Origin of the sequence: Shewanella sp. 10N.286.51.B7, from assembly GCF_002873615.1 — a bacterium.
Taxonomy (GTDB): Bacteria; Pseudomonadota; Gammaproteobacteria; order Enterobacterales; family Shewanellaceae; genus Shewanella; species Shewanella electrodiphila.
Genome location: NZ_MCUF01000028.1, coordinates 1 through 20,455, shown reverse-complemented (window position 1 = coordinate 20,455; position 20,455 = coordinate 1). Strand labels below are relative to the sequence as shown.

Here is a 20,455-nt window from a genome sequence, read left to right as displayed (position 1 = left end):
TTTATATGGACCAGTTTATTCAGCAGCATGCGATTATTACCGAAATTCCAGTGGCATGGGGTGAAATGGACGCACTCAATCACGTCAATAATGTGGTGTATTTTCGCTACTTTGAAACCGCTCGGATCGATTTTTTTAGCCAGATAAACATGATGGCCGATCTTAAAGAAACCGCTGTAGGCCCTGTGTTAAGTGAAACCCACGCGCGCTATAAACGACCAGTGACGTTCCCTGATACATTATTAGTCAGCGTCAATATTAGTGACGTAAAAGAAGACCGCTTTATCATGCATTACCGAATTTTCAGTAAAGCCCAACAAGCTGTTACGACCTCAGGCACCGCCAATGTGGTGATGTTTAATTTTAAGACAGGCCAAAAAGCCAAGCTAACACCTGAACTACTCGCAGCGCTGGAACAGCATAAAGTAGCCGAATAGCCACTCAAAAAAAGCCCTGTATTTTGTGTATTCAAAATACAGGGCTTTAAAAAGGTAAGAAACCTACCTCTATAATCTACTCAATCTCACCGGTCAGTGCAGCAAGTTGCGCTTTTACTTCATCAGACATCGGCTGACTTTTTTCAGTTTGATAGTTGTAATGCACCATCGTCGTTTTGGCTTCTGCGGTTTGACGCCCATTCTGCCAGCAGCTTTGTGCAATCTCAAAACTACTGTTGCCCACACGGCTGATATAGGTTTTAACCGTCACTTCTGCGCCATAAAAGGTTGGTGCATTAAAGACAATATTAAAGCCTGCAATAATCATGTTCCACTTCGACAAATCTTGTCCTGGGTTCACAATATCAAACACTGGATCGCGCGCCGCCTCAAACCACACAGGGATCACCGTATTATTGATATGCCCTAATGCATCGGTTTCACAAAATCGTGGCGTGAGATTTAAACTGAATTGATTATCTGACATACAAGCCTCTTATTTTTATTATGTGCGTTCAGTAATGATAAATAAAACCGCAGGCAGTGTATGACAGCTTTAAAAGTGAGTCACCCTATTCTGATTTTTCAAGCTCAAATGTCATCAAAGAAGTCTTTATTACGGATGTATTTGTGCATGTAATGAAAGGCAAAAGGCGACACTATCCAACTAAAAAAACTTAATAAGAATCGCTTTACCGGCGATATGTTTTCATAAATCCGTTCGTTATGCAGCCACAGCATTTTCCCCACATGAAAGTAAATACCTGGCAGTGGTGGCAAAAAAGTCACCACATCAATATCACAGCAAATACGATAAGTACGTCGATGTAATAAATACGCTTTTTGAAAGCTTTTAAACCCTGGTGATGGTTGGCCAAAAGTCACCACCCGCTTAATTGAGTTTGGGTATAATCGCTCTAATCTATCTGCGGCTAATATTGCCATTGAGCCACCTGATGAGTGGCCAGTTAGTGAAATACGCTTACCAGCCAGAATCAACGGGTTGAGGATCATTTGTAACTGAGTGAAAAGACTAATATCAGCCTCATAATGCGGTGCTATCGGGTTAGTACTTTGCTCCAATAAGTAGTCATAGCCAGAATGCACATTGTAACGACACCCTTTAAACTGCTTCGCTTTCGGCCAGCACTGACAATTGAGTAGCCATTCGTTCATAGTTTGCGAACCACGAAATACCACCAGCACTTCTTTTTTATTATCACGCCACATAACTCGGGCGCATATATTGCCCCAGCGATTGGCAATTTCACGATAATTACCCCTAGAAAACCCGAGCTTTTCTGGCTCAAAGTCAGCACGGTAAGTGACCTTACATAACACGGCATAACGTTCGTATTGATAGCGTTTAAGTTTTTTCAAAAGTTACATATTCACAGGAATAAACTAACCAGAGAATAGTCGGCTTTTATGACACTTATGTGATGATCATTTATACAAAAATAATTGAGACAAAAACAACAGACACAAAAAAGGACGCTAATGCGTCCTTTATAATATGCTCAGAAAAAATTACTTAGCGTACATCGCATTAATTTCACGATCATACTTAGAGTAAATCTTCTTACGGCGCAGCTTCATCGTGGGGGTAATTAACCCTGATTCCATTGAAAATGCTTCAGGCAGTAAGGTGAATTTTTTAATTTTTTCAAAGCCTGCTAATTCGTGTTGTAGCTCTTTTAAACGTTGTTCAAAGTGCTCAACAACTTGGCTGTGGCGCAATAATTCCATTGGATTTTCAAACTTAATCTCATGCTCTTTTGCCCAAGATTCTAGTGACTCGAACGCGGGGACAATTAGCGCTGATACATAGTTACGCGCGTCAGCCACAATCGCGACTTGTTCAATGAACGGACAACAACTGACTTTACCTTCAACACGCTGCGGCGCAATGTATTTACCATTTGATGTTTTCATCAACTCTTTAATGCGATCAGTAATATATAGATTACCTTCGGCATCTAACATGCCTGCATCGCCGGTTTTTAACCAGCCATCTTCGAATGCTTCAGCGGTATCTTCTGGACGATTGTAATAACCACGCATCACCGTTTCGCCGCGAACTAAAATCTCATTATTACTGCCAATTTTCACTTCCATCGCATGTAATGGTTTACCGTTAGAACCCGATACTCGGTTATCTAAGGTATTACAGGTGACTGTTGCACAAGTTTCAGTCATGCCGTAACCACACAAGATTGGTACGCCAATACTATGGAAGAAACCACCAACATTCACGTCTAACGCCGCGCCGCCTACCGGCATAAACTTAAGGCGGCCACCTAATACATTTTGTAATTTGCTGAATACCAGCTTGTTGGCTAATTTCCACTGCAATGATAAACGTGTGCTTGGTCGTTTGCGCCCTTGAGTCACTTCAAATTGACGCGAACCCACACCAATAGCCCAATTAAATAGCTTCTGGCGGATCGCTGGTGCTGTACTGACTTTATCATGCACGGCGCTATACACTTTTTCTAAAAAGCGCGGTACGACACATAAGGTGTGCGGGCGTACTTCTGCAATGGCTTCTTTTACACGGTTAGTGTCACTTAAATAAACATTATGACCACCACGGCATAGAACATAGAAGCTCCAACCGCGTTCAAACACATGGCTTAATGGCAAGAAAGCAAGCGATACATCACCCGCTTTAAAAGCAATTTCATCATCATGCTGCTCTACCATTGACGCAATATTACGATAATCAAGCATGACGCCTTTAGGATCGCCCGTGGTGCCAGATGTGTAGATAAGGGTAAGTAAGTCATCAAGGTTGGTTTGCGATAAACGAGACTCTAGCTCGGTTGCACTTACTGGCGTTGTCTCAGCAATTAAGATGTCATCGAAATGAAAATGTTCATCTGAGGCTAATTTTACTTGGCTATCAAACACCACAATGTGTTCAACAGTAGGACATTGAGCTTGGATCTTACAAGCTGTGGCATATTGGCTTTCGTCACCGGCAAAAATCACTTTAGCGCGAGCATCATTAACGATAAAAACTGCTTGTTCCATTGGGCTAGTTGGATAAACAGGTACCACAACAGTACGTGCTTTTAGCGCACCAATGTCAGCGCAGCTCCACTGTGGGCTATTTTGCGCCACAATTACCACTTTATCTTGAACAGCTAAACCAAAGTCGATTAACAGTTGTGCCACTTTATTAGTAATAGTATCAAACTGACTCCATGAAACTTTGTTCCAAGGAGCTGCCATCTCAAATCCTTCGAGTGCAATGTTATCTTCTAGCGCTTTACTTTGCTCTTGCAGAAGTCTGACTATATGAAATTTTTCGAGAGACATTAATAATTACCTTTTAGCTTACAAGTGTTCCGCTTTTTGGCATTCTACTGTATGCCTCCCATAAAAATAAGAGTTTTTAGTCTAAATTAGCGTCAATTCACAGAATAAGGTCGTTTTTTACAAACCAGCAACACCATTTTTCCATAATTTGTTTCTGCTGATAACGAGTAAAACTCCCATTAACAGGAGTAAACCTAAATCTCCCCAATAATAGCCAACGTTTATAGAACCTTGCTCCCGTAAGCCAACTAATGAAGTTGAAAGCCATATAGCACTACTAAAGACAAGCAGCATAGATAAGCTAACGTGCAAAGTAGATCGACTCATTGCACCGAACGCTAAGGCCAAACCAGATGCCCAAGTCGTCGTTGCGACGATATGTAAGCCCACCATCAGGGTTATCTGTGAGTTAAACAAAGCAGATAACAGGGTTATCAGTGACATAATCATTATCACGATACCCATTAAGCGTAATTGCGACTTAAAAAACTGCTCTACCAAGCCAGCTTTACCGTTAAAGCTTGGTAGCATGTATAGCGTCTCGGCTGCGCGCCAACGCTGAACACGTGTCCAGTGAATTAATGCGCATACCATAATCATTAACTGCGAAAGCACCATTAAAATGGGAAAGTCTGCATCTATGTAAGCTGCAAATAACACCCCAACAGCACTTAATACCAATGAAACAATCAACATCATGCCGAGCATTGGGCCAATAAAAAAACTGGCAGGATGTAGGTAGCGACTTAGCTTAATAAACCAAGGGTTTTGTCCCACTATTGGGCCAACCATCCACCCTGTTTCTAGGCCATTTAAATATATGGCACGAGCATCTTGATTCCAGCTGAAACGTTTTAGCTTCCGATCAATTAAGAACCCTAATAACACCGGGATCAATACAATATAATCAGCCAGTAATTGCGGAATATAGTTAATTAATTGCGGTGTAATCGGTAAGACTAAAAACACCAGCATGGCATAATTGAATCGCTGCGGTTTGATTAAACACGCATAAATAAACCCAGTACCAATACTGACAAAAAGCATCAATGTCGCGATACTGGTCAATTCACTTAGCTCAATTGCCACGAAACTCAGAAATAAGCTCACCGCCCATATACTGCTAGCTTGTATTAATACCTGCTTTCGATAATGAGGGATAAGCATTGCGCATTCATTGGCCGACAATTTAATGAATTGCCAGGCTACTGCGCAAGACATCGATAAAATAGTCATGCCTAAAGCAAGATTGATGACGTCAATTTTTTCAGGCTTAGTTATTATGGTGAGTATTGTCAGGCCACAACCCAGCAAAGCGACCATCAAAAAGCTCAGACTGCCAAAGTCTCTTAGCCATAGTGAGTAGAACCCTTTAAATGGGTTGCGAAAAGCATTTTTAGTCACTTTAGCGCTAGGTTGTGTTGAGGGCGACGGGCTATTCATCGGTGAAGTTCCATGAATAGTTGTTCAAGATTTAATGAGGTAGTATTGACCACGCCAGCAATGTCGATTTGATCGGCATTATCCACTAACACTTGTTGCTGATTGCGATTTAACACCGTTAACCCCTCGGGTAACTCTTGGTTATCTGCGAGTTGCACTAAAACAACCTCTTCCCGTAAGGCATCAATTTCTTTAAACAAGACTAATTCACCTTGTTTGAGCAGCGCGACATGGCTGGCAACACGTTCAAGATCGGAGGTAATGTGAGATGAGAATAGCACTGCAGAGCCAGACTCAAGCGCTAACTCAAATAAGTCACCCATAAACTGACGACGCACAATAGGGTCTAAACTGGCAACAGGTTCATCAAGGATCAGTAACTGGGGACGATACGCCATCGCCATAATTAGCGCTAAAGATTGACGCTGCCCTACTGATAACTTTTGCACTTGTTGTTTACTATCAAGCCCAAAACGAGCCAACCAATCAGTTTCAAGTGCTTTATCCCATTGCGGGTAAAAACTACTGTGTAATTCAAGTGCACTGGCAATAGTGAAACCTTCATAGCCAAACGGCTGTTGTGGCACATAGCCAATTTTAGCCTTAGCATCGATAGACAGGTCAGTGGCGGTTTCACCTAGAGTAGTAATATTACCTGCATCAATTTCTAAAATGCCTAAGGCTGCACGCATTAAGGTCGATTTACCCGCCCCGTTTTGCCCCAATAAGCCCACAACCATGCCAGCCGATAAACTAAAGCTCAGTTGGGTTAATACAGCTTGGTCATCAAATCGTTTATCGACTTGTTGAAACTCGAGAATCACTTCAGAGTGTTCCATCAACTTGTTCCTTGTTATCTTGCGCTTACTGTTTAGTGTTATCAGTATTTAAAAAGATTAAATTAAACTAGGACTACTTATCCCACTGCTGCTCCATCAACGACTTTAGATCATCCAAACAAATGCCTAATTGCTTAGCTTTAGTTATTAAATCATTGGCTTGAGATTCTAATAACTGCAAACTTGTCGTCGCAGGCGCATCTTGCTTATTAGCAACACGAGTAGGTTGCCCACGGCGACGCTCTAGCCAGCCTTGTTCAACTAATTGTTGAATGGCACGGGATACTGTCATCGGGTTAACCGCTAAATGTTCAGCAAGTTGCCTCACTGATGGCAGTACTTGATCTACCTGCAGTTGGCCGCCCACAATCAATCGCACGATTTGTTCATGCAATTGTCGATAAATAGGTTCACCACTACTGGGGTTGACTTTTATTAGTTCTAGCATTAGCCTTCACTTACTGTATTAATACATCAATACACCGATACACTAATGTTAAGTTACCACAATTATCCTGAAATGCAAAAAGGAAAGATGTTATGAACATCGGAAAAGTTATGTTGCAAGGAACGTTTAATAAGGTTCGTAAGCCAAAGCTATTGGCTCGCCAATCAAAATTAATCAGCGCAATTCAAGTTGGTTTGCTCTCTATGCTTAGCTTGTCAGTAACAGCAGAAGAGACCACGTCAAATCAGGCACCACTATCAGCTTGTTATGTTGATGGCCTATCAGAGCAAGTTCAATGCGGTTCATTAATGGTGGCAGAAAATCCAGCTATACCAGATGGCAAGCAAATCGCGATTCATTACGCAGTATTGCCTGCGATTAAACCCAGCTTTAAAAAACAAGCTTTGTTAGCCATTGCAGGTGGTCCAGGTCAGTCAGCCATTGAAAATGCGGCAGGCTTTAATCGCGTGCTGGCGAAAGTGCGCCAAGATAGAGACATTCTATTAATTGACCAACGTGGTACTGGACAATCCAGTATTTTGGCTTGTGATGACGACAATATGTCAGCCTTATCTTTTAATGATGACGACATGGACTATGTTGCAGACACGCAAAAGTGTCTCGATAAGATTGATGCTGATGTGAGCCAGTACGGCAGTTTAACGGCACTTAAAGACTTTGAAGCTGTACGTGAACACTTAAACTACGACAAATTCCATTTATACGGCGTGTCTTATGGCACACGTATGGCGCAACTTTATATGCGCGAATATCCGCAAGCGCTCGCCACCGTTACTTTAGATGGTGTGGTGCCAATGCAACAAAGTGTGATTGCAATAGGTAGTGCTATTGATAGGGGCTACGCCTTATTATTTAAAGATTGTCAGAAAAACAGCCAATGTCAGCAGCAGTTTCCTACGCTTGAGCAAGATTTTCAACAGGTGGATAACGCATTAACTGAAGCGGCTATCGTCACGCAAACCCGCGATCCACAAACCGATGAAATCGCTGATTTTACTTTAACCCGTGGCAAGTTTAACGGCGCAATTCGTATGGCCTTATATATGCCCAATATTCGCGCATTAATTCCCCATGCGATTCATCAAGCATCTATCGGTAACTATCAACCCATTTTAGGTATTTATACCCTTACTGCCGACAGCACTGGGATTGCAATGGGAATGCATGCATCTGTGGTGTGTGGAGAAGACATACACCGCCTTACTGATGACATTCGCCAACGAGCCAAAGGCTCATACATGGCAACCACCATGATTGAGGGGTTAGAAGCCACCTGTAGCGTATGGCATATGCCGCAAGTTGATAGCAGTTTTAGTGATGCCATCGAAAGCGACATCCCCACCTTATTATTATCTGGCGAATTAGATCCTGCCACTCCACCAAGCTGGGGCGAAATGGCCACCGAAAAACTCAGCAATGCAAAACACTTTATCTCCAAATTCGCCACTCACGGGGTCGCATACCAAAGTTGTGGCAATGAGTTAATGGCAGATTTAGTCACGAGTGGCTCGCTGGACAATATCGATGGCGAATGTTTAGAAAAAGATGTGAGCCGTAGTTTTTACTTAAATGCCAACACCGTTGAAGTTATTCCAACGACAACTGAGGAAGAATAATCATGATTACTGTAACGAATCTATCTAAAAAAATTGGTGACGTGCAAGCACTTGATAACCTTAGTTTCAGCGCACATGACGGTCATATCACGGGTTTGCTTGGTCCTAATGGCGCAGGTAAAACCACCTGTCTACGCACCGTATTTGGTTTACTTGCCGCCGATGAAGGTCATGCAGAAATTGACGGCATTGATGTCGCTAAACAGCCAACTAAAGCCAAAGCACAACTGGGCTTATTCCCAGATCCATTTGGCCTCTATGAGCGTTTATCGCCTAGAGAATACATCAGCTACTTTGCCGAGCTCAGTGGCATGTCAAAAAATGACGCTAAACAAGCAACCCAAGATGTGATTGCTCAGCTCAAACTTGAAGATATTGCCGATAGACGCTGCAAAGGGTTTTCTCAAGGCCAGCGAATGAAAACTGCATTAGCGCAGGCTATTGTGCACAAGCCAACCAATATTATTTTGGATGAACCGACTCGTGGTTTGGATGTGATGAGTACACGCTTACTGCGTGACATTTTGCTCTCGCTCAAGGCCGCTGGACACTGCGTGCTGTTTTCAAGTCACGTTATGCAAGAAGTTGCCGCACTTTGTGACCAAGTGATTGTGATGGCAGACGGTAAAGTCGTTGCCACAGGCAGCCCAGAAGAGCTTTGCCAACAAACAGGCAAGGATTCACTTGAAGATGCATTTATACAATTAATTGGTACTGACGAAGGGATCGCAGCCTAATGAAAACAGTTATTGCAATGGTTCGCAAAGAACTCATCGACGCCATGCGCGACAAACGCTCTGTCATGGCTGGACTTTATTATGCTATCGGCACACCGCTATTAATGTGCGGCATGTTTATGGTGTTAATCGGACAGTTATCAAGCCCAGAAGATTTAAACATTAATATTACTAACAGTGACAATGCGCCTGATTTAGTCCGTTTTCTCAATAATCGCGGCATCAATGCCTCGACAGATGAAGGTGTCAGCGTAAAAGATGTCAAAGACATTGAGCTTATTATTAGTGACGATTACGCCGAGAATATGGCTAAAGCTAAACCTGCTGAAGTGACCTTAATTGCAGATAACTCTAATGAAAAGCTACAAAAATCAATTCGTAGAGTTGAGCTACAGTTGCAAGCTTACAGCAGTGAAATGGGCAGTTTACGCTTAATTGCACGCGGAATTAATCCAGCGGTTGTACAGCCAGTTAAAGTGATTGTAGAAGATCAGGCTACACCTGACTCTAAAGGCGGCTTTATCTTGGGTATCGCGATTTTCACCATGATTTATTCGGTGTTTATCTCTGGCATGAACTTGGCCATTGATACCAGTGCCGGTGAACGCGAGCGTAATTCATTGGCATTGTTACTCAGCCACCCTATTAGCACGCGACAGTTAGTGCTGGGCAAAATCATTGCGGTCACCTGCTTTGCTTTACTGGGCTTGCTGCTGATCTTGCTGGTGTCTAAATTCGCTTATACCTTTGTCCCTTGGCAGGAACTCGGCTTTAGCGTCAACATCTCGCCTGACTTTATGGGACTGATGCTATTTATCGGCATTCCACTCGCCATCATGGCGGCAACGTTACAGCTGTTTGTGTCTTTCATGGCCAAAAGCTTTAAAGAGGCCCAGTCTTATTTAACCATGGTGCTATTTGTCCCATTAGCCTTATCCATGGCTGCCAGCTATAACATTGCCCCAGATGTATTGGAATGGCTGCCTGTATCAGGTCAGCAACAAGCACTTATGGCCTTTATTAAAGGGCGAGAAATCCCAATGCTGCAGTTATTGGTGTCTTCAGGTGCCACATTAGTCTTGTCAATTGCACTTGCATTAGGGCTAGAGAAACTGCTGAAAAGCGAGAAAGTGGTTTTTGGTTTATAAGCGTCGATAACACAGGTCATTTTGCTGAGCTTTATCAGCAAATGGCCTCAATCGTCATTGTTATTAACCCAAACTTGGGTTCATCAAATAGAAGGAGTTTATTATGGAACAAGAATACGCCATTGTGGCCTTGGTTATCATCATTACCCTGGGCACAACTGCCACAGAAATGTTTAAGCATTACGTCAAGATAAAATCGACAAAACATGACAAAGATAATGATGCTGAAATCAGCATGCTTCGCCAGCAAAATAAAGAACTGCAAACGCGGATCGCTACGCTAGAAACCATTGTCACTGAGCCAGGTTATGATTTAAAGCAAACTATCAATGGATTGTAAAACCTTGCCAACACGATTAAAAAGCCAATAAAACCACCGATTTTATTGGCTTTTTGTTTATCTATATTTTAAATCAGCAGCAAGTATGGGTATTAAATTTTTGTCGATATGCTCTTGGCGACAAGCTAGTTAACTGAATAAATAACTTCCTAAATGAGCTGCTATCTTCATAGCCCACTCGTTCAACAATTTGTTCAATCCCCAGTTCCGTGGTTTCAAGTAATCGCTTGGCCTCATCAACTCGTAAACGTTGCATATAGCTCGCAGGTGTTTCATTAACGGCCTTTTTAAAGCGTCTTATTAACGTGCGTTTACCTACCGCAAATTTATCGGCAATGTCATCCAACAACCAATGTTGATCTAAGTGCACTTGCATCCATTGCTGCACTTTATGAATCAATTCATCTTTATGTTGCTCAGGGTTAATACTCATTGTCATAAAAGGTTGTTGTGAACTCCGATTAGGATCAATCAATAAGATTTTCGACATTTGCTGTGCCATTTGCTCACCCACCAAAATCGAAATCAAGTGCAAAGCCAAGCTTAAACTGGATGTGGTTGCTCCAGCGGTATGAATATGGCCATCTGAAACCACCAATGAATCCATGCATAACTGCACATCTTTAAAGTTACGTTCAAACATTTCACTTAGCCACCACACAGTGGTTGCACGGCGCTGGTTTAATAACCCCGATGCGGCTAACAATAAGGTCCCCGAACAATAAGCCGCCACAGGTTTTCTTGTTTCAGAAAACTGTCGTAATGGCGCAAATAATGGCTCGAAATCACTCAAAAAATGCTGAAACTCATCTCTATTAGTCACAAAAGCCGATGCCAATATCACCGCATCAGCTGCGAGAATATCTTCTTCATGCTTAAGGCCCTTAGCGGGTACTTCTATGCCCTGATTCGTCATTACTGGCCCACCATGGGCAGAAATAACATGGCAATGAAACAAGTCCTCAGTGGCATCTGGATTCATTCTGCGCCAGTAACTATTGCAGAAACTAAACACATCTAGAAAACTCATTAAGCCACTGGCGACAACATTACCCGCAGCCATAATGTAGATCGTTTTCATCTATCGCACCTCAAATGTCAATTTTGACCTTATATTTGTCAATAATGACACTTACAACTCATTTGTCTAGTTTTTATACTGGGCTTATTCATCATTGAGGTACTCAGTAAGGAAACGAGCAATGAAAAGTATCAGTTCAAATTGGTTAATCAGCGTAAGCTATTTGTTGGTAAGTTGGGGCTTATTACTTTGGCTAAATTTCAGTACTGAGCCCAGTATATTTGCGCACTTGATAGCAATTCCAAGTTTAGTGCTATTCGCAGGCTATAGCGCTAACTTGATCCTAAGGAAGGGGATTTGACTGTGCGATACAAAGTACTAGCCACAAAAAAACCAGCCGTAGCTGGTTTTAATATTCGCAGATTTTAACTGCTGTAAGCTTAATTAATCTGAATTCAGATTACTTCGCTTTCGGTCTAAATGGCTTGATGACTGATTCGTCACACTCTAAGAATGGACCGTCCATTAAATCGATGCAGTAAGGGATCGCAGGAAATACTGCATCTAAACATTCACGAATAGACTTAGGCTTGCCAGGTAAGTTAACGATTAATGAGTCACCACGTAAACCAGCTGTTTGACGAGACAGAATAGCCGTTGGTACAAACTTTAATGACTCGGCGCGCATTAACTCGCCAAAGCCTGGCATCATGCGATCACACACCGCTTCAGTCGCTTCTGGAGTCACATCACGCTTAGCTGGCCCAGTGCCGCCAGTTGTCACGATCAAGCTACAGTTTTGCACATCAGCCATATCAATTAACGTAGCTTCAATATCAGCCATTTCATCAGGAATGACCTTATAAACAGGTTCCCATTCAGATGTTAAATACTCATTTAGCACATCAATAATGGCTTTACCTGAAATATCTTCGTAGATACCTGCACTCGCACGATCGCTTACCGTAACAATGCCGATTTTAGCTTTGGTCATGACAAAATCCTTAAACTTGATCATTTAATGGCTGTAAGTCTACATAACACTATAGACTTTAGATGTGGCTAAAATACCACAATTTTCAAGCAGAGACGGAGAGATTGATCAAGAGTTGCAAAACATGGGTCACTGCAGCTATGCCTTGTTCAAAAATAAGACAACGCAATTCGCTGAGGTTATAAACGACTCGCAAACCAGTATCGCGGTTTCCAATAAACGTTATCCATACTTGAAATTATGACGCCTTTTTTAGTCGACACGTGCAAAAAGCGATGCCCAGATAAATACACCCCAACATGACGCCCGCTACCTGTGGTTTTGAAAAACACTAAATCTCCGCTTTGTAAATCACTTTTAGCCACTCGGGTTCCCAAACTTGTTTGCCCTTGCACAGTTCTTGGAATACTTGGACCAACAAGATCTTGATAAGCCACATACACTAAACCAGAGCAGTCCAAACCCTTCTTAGTTAATCCACCTAAACGGTATGGCGTCCCCTGCCACTGCTGGTGAAATTGTAATAAACGCGCTTCGTTCCACAATCTTGAATCAACATCACCTAATGATGATGCTGCAGCTGCGTTATCAGGAACTGTAATATGATTGCTGGCACAAGCTGTCAGAAGAACACTCATAATGAGTAGTAAAATTAATCGTGACATAACAATATATCCACCCAGTATTTAGCTCAAAATCAGTATTGATTTGTATAAAAATAACACGACCAATTCCCATGTAGGCTAAATGAATTAAAGCGTGAGTTAAACCGGCCAAGGTCTATAAAAACCTACAAATCATTAATAATTAATCACCGATACAAGCTTTGAGTACATTGTTGATTATGACGTTCTGTGTGGGGCTCCTTCAGTATTATATGATCTGAGTAAGCAACCTAATGACATTGAAACGGCTAACATGCCTCCTAAATTAACATGTCTCATTATAAAGTCGCCTCTTATACCACCATGATTTCGTCATCTCAGCTTATCCTAAAAATGAGTCAGACATCTAGCATGCTTGATTACACTACCACTTGCTTAAACAGGTTTTGGACAATGAATAAGCCAATGAAGCAGGCAATGGCTGATAAAATCGGCGTAATCACCCACCCCACCAGTATTTTACCTAGAACAGGCCATTGAATCGGTAACCGCTTTAAGAAGGCAATACCAATAACAGCACCAATGACCGCCTGAGAACTCGACACTGGCACTAGAGGTATTGCAGGTAAACCCATGTTCACAAAAGCATTAGACAGCGACTGAGAAGAGAAGATAAACAACACAATAGAGTGCGCCATTACTACCACCCATGCTGTCACTGGTGTCATCGAGATTAAATTGCCACCCACCGTCATCATCACTTTTTTAGAGTAAGTAAATACCCCGACACTAATGGCAACAGCACCTAAAAAGAACAGCTGCATTGCACCGCTAAACTCAATACCCGCAAATTCAAAGGCATCAATAGGTGCGCTGAGCACAAATACGCCCATCACATTAGCAATGTTATTAGCACCTAAACTATAAGCACCAAATGCACCTGCTAATATCAAACCAATACGTGTCCACTGATCTAATTGAAATAAACCAGGTCGCCACCAATCAATTGCGCGTGTCACAGCTTTATATAAAATAACTGCGGTGATGGCAGCAAGAATTGGACACATCACCCACGTACTTAAGATTTTAGTCAATACTTCAGAGTCAGTTGCCATGCCACTAAATAGATTCCAGCCGATAATAGCCCCGACAATCGCTTGACCTGTCGATACGGGTAAACCTGACTTTGTCATCAGATATACAGTTGTCGCAGCCGACAAAGCCACAGTAAATGCGCCGCCAATGGCAGAGACTTTACCTAAGGCACCTAACGTATGCGATGCACCAGCACCACTGATCACTGCGCCCAGAATCACCATCACTGAACAAATCATTGCCGCTGTGGAGAACTTAACCATTTTAGAACCGACAGCAGTGCCGAAAACATTAGCAGCATCATTGGCCCCTAACGACCAACCTAAAAACAAACCACTCGATAAAAATACCCAAATCGCAATATCCATATTATTCCCTCCTACTGAACCCGTTTGAGAGTAAATATGGCAACCCGATCACTGATGTCTTCAGCTAAATTCGCCACTTGATCTATGCGGTCAAAAAAGTATCGCAACTGGACTTTATTAATCAGCGGTAAATCTGTATCGAACAAGATAGTTTTCGCCCGCGTACAGGCTTTATCCGCATCACTTTCAAACATAATCACTTTCTGGTGATATTCCTGTACGCGCTGTAAGTCGGTAAAAAAACTTTTGGCGCACAATATAGTGTGATCTATGGTATTGCCTACCGCATTCAGTAGCACCATGAGGTCAGCCTCAACCGCTTGAGGAATAAGTGGCTTCTCGATTTTTAAATGTAAGCCTATGGTTTCCTGTTTATTGATAATCCGGTCGGTTAAATCAATCAGCGAGGCCACATCACTGCGTAAATCAGGGATCAGGGTTTTACGATATAGCGTCTGTTCAATTTCACGCTTGAGGACATCAGCTTCATGTTCAATAGACTGAAGCTCTGTTAATGCATTTTCAAACTCCTCGCTATTAGCTCCGTGAGCTAAATACATTTGCCACATATAAACAAACTTATGTTGGGCGAGTGTGACTTGATCGAGGAATAAATACACATTGGTTTCGGTAGACTGACTCTGAGAAAGAAGCGTAGTGATCCGAGAAAAGCCAAACATGGCATCTCCTTTGTTAGGGTTAATTAAGGGGGAATTAAGATGAGAAATGACCAAGCACTACATCAGGGAGTGATGGGGGCGCAGTACCTGGTCATTGGATGAACTCAGTGGAACTTACTTAGTAAATCCTTTACTCATTTTAAAGGTAGAGCTGGTTTTCGAACCACTATGACCATGTTCAAAACCAACGGCTTCAACTTGCTCATATAAGTGCTGATACACTTGCTCTAATTGTGCTTTATCTTTTACGTGTCCTTTGAAAGAGAACTCGTTAAAGCTAATACGCGGTTTACGGTAATACGGCGTCCATAATTGATAGTCGATTTCGATATTATCAAAACGTTTATCATTTAATGTGCCTTCCCAGCCATGAGTACGCATGACCAAGGTTTGAGTCACATCTTGCTCATTGGCTTCATAGATTTCACCAACGATATCCCACATGACAGAGTTACGTTTTAAGATAGCAAATACCGCTTTAATATCGACATTTTTCACATCAATGTCAGCAGGTGAATAAGGTACATCGTAGCTCACACTGTAAGCAGCTTTGCCATCTGTATAATCAATCTCAGCTTTACGGAAATTAGTTAACTCTCCAAAGCCTTCTGGGTTATCAGCACGCAGTTTGACGGTAATTTTACTCTTACGTGGCTTACCTAAATCTTCACGCACACGGATATTAATATCTTTGGCATTAAAAGCGCGATTTGGTGTATCTAGATACGTCACTAACTTAACTCTGACATCCTCTTTTAAGTCGATAAAACTAAACGCTTCTTTAAACTCGTCAGTTTGCTTCGATGCTGCATAAGGCATGGTTTTCGCCGTACCCGTATTCACATGGTATTCAAGCGAGGTAAAGGCATCAGGCGATAGCGCATAGGCACTCGAACTTAAACATACATTCACTAGGCCGATTAAAAATAGATTATTTCTCATCAAATTTTTCCTTCATTTAGAATGTAAACTGGAGTCTGGCTTGGAAAATATTGCCGTCTTGGTCGTACATCTCTACACCATTAATATCTGTATATGGCTTTTTATAATCAGCTTGAGTGTGCACATAGTTAAACTGGGCTTTTAAGTTGTTTTCTAAATACCAGTTGACCCCAAGGATATAATCGGTTTTCTCACCACCAGTGATGCCAGCATCGGTGTCATCGAAGTTTGCCACATCAACACGAGCTGCTAATTCCCATGCGCCATAGCCACCAGCAGAAATTGCATTGGCAGGTTTAATCGACTTGAAAGTGCCCTTTTTACTACCGTAATTCCATTGCTCACCTGTTAAGGTATAAACAGCTTGCAGGTAATACGCATCGACTGACACCGACTCATCATCGACTTGGTCGGCCTTAGAGGTAACGTACTCGCCCTGAATTAACAGATTTCTATGCTGATAAGCCATCTCTAGCCCATAACTCTGCACTGATTCAGCATCAAACTTACCAGTGTCAATAGTGCGGCTAACAGGTTTGCTACTAGGACGAGCGCGGTAGCGCATCTCTTCGGCTTCACTATTGTTGTTGGTATACATGCCACTTACACCAATGTGTAATAAATGATCACTGGTTTTAATCGGTGCCATAGTAAAACGGCCGTTGTAGACATCTTGTTTGAAATTTAAATCATCGTCATTGATGTTGGCTGTAGTGCCATAACCCAACATTAAGTTGTAATCATTACCCTTATATAACCACTGCACACCGACATTACGATCTGGTGAGAACACATCAGTACTTGCACGCTCTAAAAATGCTAAGTGAGCTGAGCTACCAGATGCCTCAAGACCAAAACCGAATTTTTGGAAACCCATAGTCAATTCTGAGTTTTCCCAACCGCGGTAGCTGACATTGGCATCTTTGACTTCAACTTCTGATTCACCATCAAAATCAAACTCTAGTGAGTACTTCCAAACATTTGAAAAGTAGCCTTCGACCCCAAATCGAACACGACGAAAATCGACCGTATTGGCGCCACCTTCAAACTCACGCTTGCTACCTGTATAGAAGTCATCTGAATTAACATAATCCAATTGAATTCGACCAGAAAACTCCATGGTAGATTTACCATCTTGAGAAATGAACTCTGGTGACGGGCTGCTGCTAGAGAATTTTAATCTATCTTTTTTGTTAGCAGCATCTTGGGCTTCAATCAGCTCCATTTCTAACGCGTCTAAGCGTTCTTCTAACTCTGTAACGCGATCGGTATCAGCCGCCATAGTGGCACCTGAAAAACAAAATAATGATATTGCTACTGCTTTAGCAACTCCTGAAACTGACAACACATTTTCTTTGCTCATCTTCATCTTCCTTAGATTATTTTTATTACTTAATTTGGAACAAAAATGTTTCTATCTCGTTAGCCATAGAGTAGAACTACGGCTGTAAAAAAAACATGATCAACATCAACTAATTACAACTTAATCTTACAATCTTGCGTAAAAAGTGATCTAAGGCGAAATGTAAAATAATCCAATTGCAGATTTTTTAAGTCAGCCGAAAGCGACTTATGAAAATCATATTCTCATGAGCCACTATTTTTTGCATACTGTTGATTTAAATGCTTATTTATATATTGATTATTGAAAACTTGTGTCAATTAAACACCAATACTAAACTCAACAAGTGCTTATTCGACTTGCTCTAATCTATGAATACCTTTGCGACTTGTGGTTAATTTATATCGATAATAACTACAACCACTGTCAGTTTTAGTGACTAAAACAATGTTGATAGGATAGACACTATGCACATTGTGGAGCTTAATATTACTCTCCGTTTCCTCCCAATGTGATCGCACCATTCTTGGCAGTAACCGTAAACGCTTACTTAAATTAACTGTAAGTTTATCTTTAAACTTAAATTGGGAATTTGGTTGTGAATGGGTATGCGATGTATAACTTCGCTTATAGACGAGCGCTTCTTTAAAACTATGGCTTTCTGCCCGATAAAAGCGTTTACGTAATGCATTTACTTTTTCAGGTAGCTCAGCAGGTTTTTGTCGGTATACTGCCTCTTTAGCGTCATACACTAATTGGCTGGAACCGTGTTGATAGAACCGATAATGATGCTGTGAATACTTAGAGAAATATTTCTCCATTAAGTAATTACGCCCCAACTCTTTAATCCGGTCTTTGAAGATATACGACAACACCAGAGAGAAAAAAAATGGTGTAGAAAAATTACCAAAAGCTTTTTGAGTCGCAAAAGCGATACCTGTAGCAAATGCCATTGCTAATGCGGCTGCAAAACCAAAGATCAATTGTTCAGCCACTTCACCATCTTTAAGTTTCTTACGAGTTAATTGGTGTGGACGATGGATCACCCGTTTAGCGATGTGTAATCGATTAAGTAATTTCTCTCTTCCAGCTTCTGAGGTAGGAGATAACTTAATCTTCAGTATATCGGCATCTACGCAAAGCCGTTGTATTTGAACAGTCAGCCAAAGCTTATCTTCTTTACTGGCCTGGTGTTTAGCCTGTAACAAAGATTGATGATAGTGATACATTAATAAATGTAGTGCCAACTTAAATAGCTGACCTTGGGTGAGTAATTGTTCGTTATCGTGGATCCGTGAAAATTGCTCTATTTGATCACCGATATAGGCCAACTGCGCTAAGCTAGCATTCTCTTGTAAATCAACAATACCACTGACAAATTCAGACAACGCTAGTACATAACGACTCTGATTAGCTTGGGCGGAAGCATAAGCAGTTTGCTTAATAATGAGTAAATCACGGTCAATGGTGTGACAACTAATGGGCTCGACTTTGACCAATTGTTGTTGTTGCAACAAATTGTGATAAAAGCTGCTTTTATTCATGACGTCGCTATTGTCAGCTAGTTTGGCAGGAAAGAAAAAATAGGCCTGCAATTGTACTCGACTTAATTCAGGCGGAATATCCACCTGAATTGTTAAGTGGTACTGATCAGCTATCGATAGCGACAACATGGTTTCAGCCTACCATTGCGTAAATGGTTGCTTCATTAGCATAGAGTTGTAATAACGTGCATCACCCGTCACTTCTTCTGCTAACCAGCTTGGCTTATTGACCGTTTGTGCTTCGTCAGTTAATTCGACTTCAGCAACGGTCAATCCTTGGTTACTGCCGTAGAACTCGTCGACTTCAAAGATGTGTCCTTGATGATCAACGAGGTATCGGGTTTTATCGATAACACCTGGTTCGCAGATTTTCAGTAGTTCTTGCGCCTCTTCAACAGAGATCTCTTTTTCCCATTCATAACGCGACGCACCTGACTCATTACCAATACCTTTAATCGTTAAAAACCCTTTGTCACCTTTTACACGCACTCGCACTGTGCGCTCAGGCACGCTACTTAAGTAACCTTGGATAATACGAACCGACTTACCCGCTTGTGCTTTAAATTCTTCACTTGATACTAAATACTTGCGTTCAATTTCTTGTGCCATGATAGCTATGCCCTATTTATAAAAAAGTATGATGATGTAATGCTCATGCAAGCTTAATTAGCTAGCGGTAGGTTCTTCATACCGATAACGCGCTTAATCGCTTGAAGGTAATTAATGTTTTCAACACCCGCTAAGCGTAAGTCTTTAACTGTGGTGTGAATGTCATCTAATTCTGTTGATTCACTGTTTACGCTGACAAGTCTTGCGCCATTGACTAACACATTTGCCACTTCACAGATGGTGTTATTGACCATATAACCAAAACGTTCTTTATGAATTTTAACGGCTTGTAAATCAGGATGGGCGTCGATGATAGCGATAAATTCTTCGAAGCTATAGCTGTCTTTGGCTAATGCAGGTTGCTCCACCATGAAAGCAGGGAAGATTTCTTGTTCTAACTGAACTTTACTGATCGGAAATTCCGCTTTTAATTTTGGATCCCACTGCTCTAAACCATCTACGGTTTGTACGTAACTTTTAACGTCCATTTTGCCATCGCGAATCTTAGTGTTATTCAAATCATTAGTGCGAGACATAATATAAATTTCGTCACTTTCACGACGCCATACCTTTTCAGGAACCGGAACAGATAGGCGCGCCATACGCTCTGCGGCTTCAGTAAAGTCTTGCCCAAAAGTACGGAACTCAAAGCGTGGTTTAGAAATTTCACCAATTGTTAATTCAGACATACTGTTTCCTTTAAATTTATTTCGTTTGTTATTAAGTACCCATTTACAGTACTCCTGTGTTGAGTAAAAAAAACAGATCTAGATCATGTTTTATTAATTTTAGTCTCAACCTAATCTTACACAATAAAAATAAAAGCAATTACAGGCAAACCAAAAAACCTTTAAAAACAATCAAATATCACAAGTAAAAAACCACACCGATAGTTAGTTAAA

21 protein-coding genes are annotated in these 20,455 nt (G+C 41.5%); 5 read left to right on the top strand and 16 right to left on the bottom strand.

Going from position 1 to position 20,455, the window contains the following annotated elements:
* Positions 1-5 precede the first annotated feature (5 nt).
* The gene (locus BCU84_RS07995) at positions 6-437 is read left to right on the top strand and encodes a thioesterase family protein (RefSeq protein WP_102527562.1); all 432 of its coding nucleotides are present in this window, start codon (positions 6-8) and stop codon (positions 435-437) included.
* A 76-nt stretch (positions 438-513) separates the two neighbouring features.
* Here BCU84_RS07995 and BCU84_RS07990 read toward each other — a convergent pair whose 3' ends face one another.
* From BCU84_RS07990 to BCU84_RS07965, 6 genes are all read right to left on the bottom strand, one after another.
* Positions 514-924 carry a thioesterase family protein gene (locus BCU84_RS07990; RefSeq protein WP_102527561.1) on the bottom strand — a complete coding sequence of 137 codons (411 nt, stop codon included), beginning with the start codon at positions 922-924 and terminating at the stop codon, positions 514-516.
* A 104-nt stretch (positions 925-1,028) separates the two neighbouring features.
* Positions 1,029-1,817 (bottom strand): Mbeg1-like protein, encoded by a 789-nt coding sequence (locus BCU84_RS07985; protein ID WP_102527560.1) that lies wholly within the window; start codon positions 1,815-1,817, stop codon positions 1,029-1,031.
* Between the two features lie 150 nt (positions 1,818-1,967).
* Positions 1,968-3,761, bottom strand: coding sequence for a long-chain fatty acid--CoA ligase (locus tag BCU84_RS07980; RefSeq protein ID WP_102527559.1), 1,794 nt, complete (start codon positions 3,759-3,761; stop codon positions 1,968-1,970).
* 117 nt (positions 3,762-3,878) lie between these two features.
* On the bottom strand, positions 3,879-5,204 hold the full coding sequence (locus tag BCU84_RS07975; protein WP_102527558.1) for a hypothetical protein: 1,326 nt from the start codon (positions 5,202-5,204) through the stop codon (positions 3,879-3,881).
* Complete coding sequence (locus BCU84_RS07970) at positions 5,201-6,043, bottom strand: ABC transporter ATP-binding protein (RefSeq protein WP_102527557.1); 843 nt, start codon at positions 6,041-6,043, stop codon at positions 5,201-5,203. Before BCU84_RS07970 ends, BCU84_RS07975 begins: the two co-directional genes overlap by 4 nt.
* A 73-nt stretch (positions 6,044-6,116) precedes the next feature.
* A complete protein-coding gene (locus tag BCU84_RS07965) occupies positions 6,117-6,491 on the bottom strand; it encodes a GntR family transcriptional regulator (RefSeq protein ID WP_102527556.1) in 375 nt (124 codons plus the stop codon).
* A 203-nt stretch (positions 6,492-6,694) separates the two neighbouring features.
* Here BCU84_RS07965 and BCU84_RS07960 point away from each other — a divergent pair, with 203 nt between their 5' ends.
* The 4 genes from BCU84_RS07960 to BCU84_RS07945 all read left to right on the top strand — a co-directional run bounded on the left by BCU84_RS07960 (position 6,695) and on the right by BCU84_RS07945 (position 10,353).
* Positions 6,695-8,128 carry an alpha/beta hydrolase gene (locus tag BCU84_RS07960; protein ID WP_241906389.1) on the top strand — a complete coding sequence of 478 codons (1,434 nt, stop codon included), beginning with the start codon at positions 6,695-6,697 and terminating at the stop codon, positions 8,126-8,128.
* Between the two features lie 2 nt (positions 8,129-8,130).
* A complete protein-coding gene (locus tag BCU84_RS07955; protein WP_102527554.1) occupies positions 8,131-8,865 on the top strand; it encodes an ATP-binding cassette domain-containing protein in 735 nt (244 codons plus the stop codon).
* A complete protein-coding gene (locus BCU84_RS07950) occupies positions 8,865-10,013 on the top strand; it encodes an ABC transporter permease (protein WP_102527553.1) in 1,149 nt (382 codons plus the stop codon). The genes BCU84_RS07955 and BCU84_RS07950 overlap by 1 nt, the downstream gene beginning before the upstream one ends.
* A gap of 103 nt (positions 10,014-10,116) precedes the next feature.
* Positions 10,117-10,353 carry a hypothetical protein gene (locus BCU84_RS07945; protein WP_102527552.1) on the top strand — a complete coding sequence of 79 codons (237 nt, stop codon included), beginning with the start codon at positions 10,117-10,119 and terminating at the stop codon, positions 10,351-10,353.
* A gap of 73 nt (positions 10,354-10,426) precedes the next feature.
* Here BCU84_RS07945 and BCU84_RS07940 read toward each other — a convergent pair whose 3' ends face one another.
* The 10 genes from BCU84_RS07940 to BCU84_RS07890 all read right to left on the bottom strand — a co-directional run bounded on the left by BCU84_RS07940 (position 10,427) and on the right by BCU84_RS07890 (position 20,242).
* Positions 10,427-11,434, bottom strand: a complete 1,008-nt coding sequence (locus tag BCU84_RS07940; RefSeq protein WP_102527551.1) for a helix-turn-helix domain-containing protein — start codon at positions 11,432-11,434, stop codon at positions 10,427-10,429.
* A 400-nt stretch (positions 11,435-11,834) separates the two neighbouring features.
* Positions 11,835-12,368: a molybdopterin adenylyltransferase gene (gene mog, locus BCU84_RS07930; protein ID WP_102527549.1), complete on the bottom strand. Its 534-nt coding sequence runs from the start codon at positions 12,366-12,368 to the stop codon at positions 11,835-11,837.
* 179 nt (positions 12,369-12,547) lie between these two features.
* Positions 12,548-13,033, bottom strand: coding sequence for an NlpC/P60 family protein (locus tag BCU84_RS07925; protein WP_102527548.1), 486 nt, complete (start codon positions 13,031-13,033; stop codon positions 12,548-12,550).
* Positions 13,034-13,392: 359 nt separating this feature from the next.
* Positions 13,393-14,436, bottom strand: coding sequence for an inorganic phosphate transporter (locus BCU84_RS07920; protein WP_102527547.1), 1,044 nt, complete (start codon positions 14,434-14,436; stop codon positions 13,393-13,395).
* A gap of 11 nt (positions 14,437-14,447) precedes the next feature.
* Positions 14,448-15,116: a DUF47 family protein gene (locus BCU84_RS07915; RefSeq protein ID WP_102527546.1), complete on the bottom strand. Its 669-nt coding sequence runs from the start codon at positions 15,114-15,116 to the stop codon at positions 14,448-14,450.
* A 114-nt stretch (positions 15,117-15,230) separates the two neighbouring features.
* Positions 15,231-16,058, bottom strand: coding sequence for a hypothetical protein (locus tag BCU84_RS07910; RefSeq protein ID WP_102527545.1), 828 nt, complete (start codon positions 16,056-16,058; stop codon positions 15,231-15,233).
* A gap of 16 nt (positions 16,059-16,074) precedes the next feature.
* Positions 16,075-17,421 (bottom strand): porin, encoded by a 1,347-nt coding sequence (locus BCU84_RS07905; protein WP_102527544.1) that lies wholly within the window; start codon positions 17,419-17,421, stop codon positions 16,075-16,077.
* A gap of 329 nt (positions 17,422-17,750) precedes the next feature.
* Complete coding sequence (locus BCU84_RS07900) at positions 17,751-19,073, bottom strand: hypothetical protein (protein WP_102527543.1); 1,323 nt, start codon at positions 19,071-19,073, stop codon at positions 17,751-17,753.
* 9 nt (positions 19,074-19,082) lie between these two features.
* Positions 19,083-19,553 carry a CYTH domain-containing protein gene (locus BCU84_RS07895; RefSeq protein WP_102527542.1) on the bottom strand — a complete coding sequence of 157 codons (471 nt, stop codon included), beginning with the start codon at positions 19,551-19,553 and terminating at the stop codon, positions 19,083-19,085.
* 53 nt (positions 19,554-19,606) lie between these two features.
* Complete coding sequence (locus tag BCU84_RS07890; RefSeq protein WP_102527541.1) at positions 19,607-20,242, bottom strand: hypothetical protein; 636 nt, start codon at positions 20,240-20,242, stop codon at positions 19,607-19,609.
* Positions 20,243-20,455: the final 213 nt, after the last annotated feature.

Excerpts from the sequence above, each read along its gene's own strand:
- BCU84_RS07995 (WP_102527562.1), top strand. The coding sequence starts at position 6 with ATGGACCAGTTTATTCAGCAGCATGCGATTATTACCGAAATTCCAGTG.
- BCU84_RS07990 (WP_102527561.1), bottom strand. The coding sequence starts at position 924 with ATGTCAGATAATCAATTCAGTTTAAATCTCACGCCACGATTTTGTGAA.
- BCU84_RS07980 (WP_102527559.1), bottom strand. The coding sequence starts at position 3,761 with ATGTCTCTCGAAAAATTTCATATAGTCAGACTTCTGCAAGAGCAAAGT.
- BCU84_RS07975 (WP_102527558.1), bottom strand. The coding sequence starts at position 5,204 with ATGAATAGCCCGTCGCCCTCAACACAACCTAGCGCTAAAGTGACTAAA.
- BCU84_RS07970 (WP_102527557.1), bottom strand. The coding sequence starts at position 6,043 with ATGGAACACTCTGAAGTGATTCTCGAGTTTCAACAAGTCGATAAACGA.
- BCU84_RS07965 (WP_102527556.1), bottom strand. The coding sequence starts at position 6,491 with ATGCTAGAACTAATAAAAGTCAACCCCAGTAGTGGTGAACCTATTTAT.
- BCU84_RS07960 (WP_241906389.1), top strand. The coding sequence starts at position 6,695 with ATGCTTAGCTTGTCAGTAACAGCAGAAGAGACCACGTCAAATCAGGCA.
- BCU84_RS07955 (WP_102527554.1), top strand. The coding sequence starts at position 8,131 with ATGATTACTGTAACGAATCTATCTAAAAAAATTGGTGACGTGCAAGCA.
- BCU84_RS07950 (WP_102527553.1), top strand. The coding sequence starts at position 8,865 with ATGAAAACAGTTATTGCAATGGTTCGCAAAGAACTCATCGACGCCATG.
- BCU84_RS07945 (WP_102527552.1), top strand. The coding sequence starts at position 10,117 with ATGGAACAAGAATACGCCATTGTGGCCTTGGTTATCATCATTACCCTG.
- BCU84_RS07940 (WP_102527551.1), bottom strand. The coding sequence starts at position 11,434 with ATGAAAACGATCTACATTATGGCTGCGGGTAATGTTGTCGCCAGTGGC.
- mog (WP_102527549.1), bottom strand. The coding sequence starts at position 12,368 with ATGACCAAAGCTAAAATCGGCATTGTTACGGTAAGCGATCGTGCGAGT.
- BCU84_RS07925 (WP_102527548.1), bottom strand. The coding sequence starts at position 13,033 with ATGTCACGATTAATTTTACTACTCATTATGAGTGTTCTTCTGACAGCT.
- BCU84_RS07920 (WP_102527547.1), bottom strand. The coding sequence starts at position 14,436 with ATGGATATTGCGATTTGGGTATTTTTATCGAGTGGTTTGTTTTTAGGT.
- BCU84_RS07915 (WP_102527546.1), bottom strand. The coding sequence starts at position 15,116 with ATGTTTGGCTTTTCTCGGATCACTACGCTTCTTTCTCAGAGTCAGTCT.
- BCU84_RS07910 (WP_102527545.1), bottom strand. The coding sequence starts at position 16,058 with ATGAGAAATAATCTATTTTTAATCGGCCTAGTGAATGTATGTTTAAGT.
- BCU84_RS07905 (WP_102527544.1), bottom strand. The coding sequence starts at position 17,421 with ATGAGCAAAGAAAATGTGTTGTCAGTTTCAGGAGTTGCTAAAGCAGTA.
- BCU84_RS07900 (WP_102527543.1), bottom strand. The coding sequence starts at position 19,073 with ATGTTGTCGCTATCGATAGCTGATCAGTACCACTTAACAATTCAGGTG.
- BCU84_RS07895 (WP_102527542.1), bottom strand. The coding sequence starts at position 19,553 with ATGGCACAAGAAATTGAACGCAAGTATTTAGTATCAAGTGAAGAATTT.
- BCU84_RS07890 (WP_102527541.1), bottom strand. The coding sequence starts at position 20,242 with ATGTCTGAATTAACAATTGGTGAAATTTCTAAACCACGCTTTGAGTTC.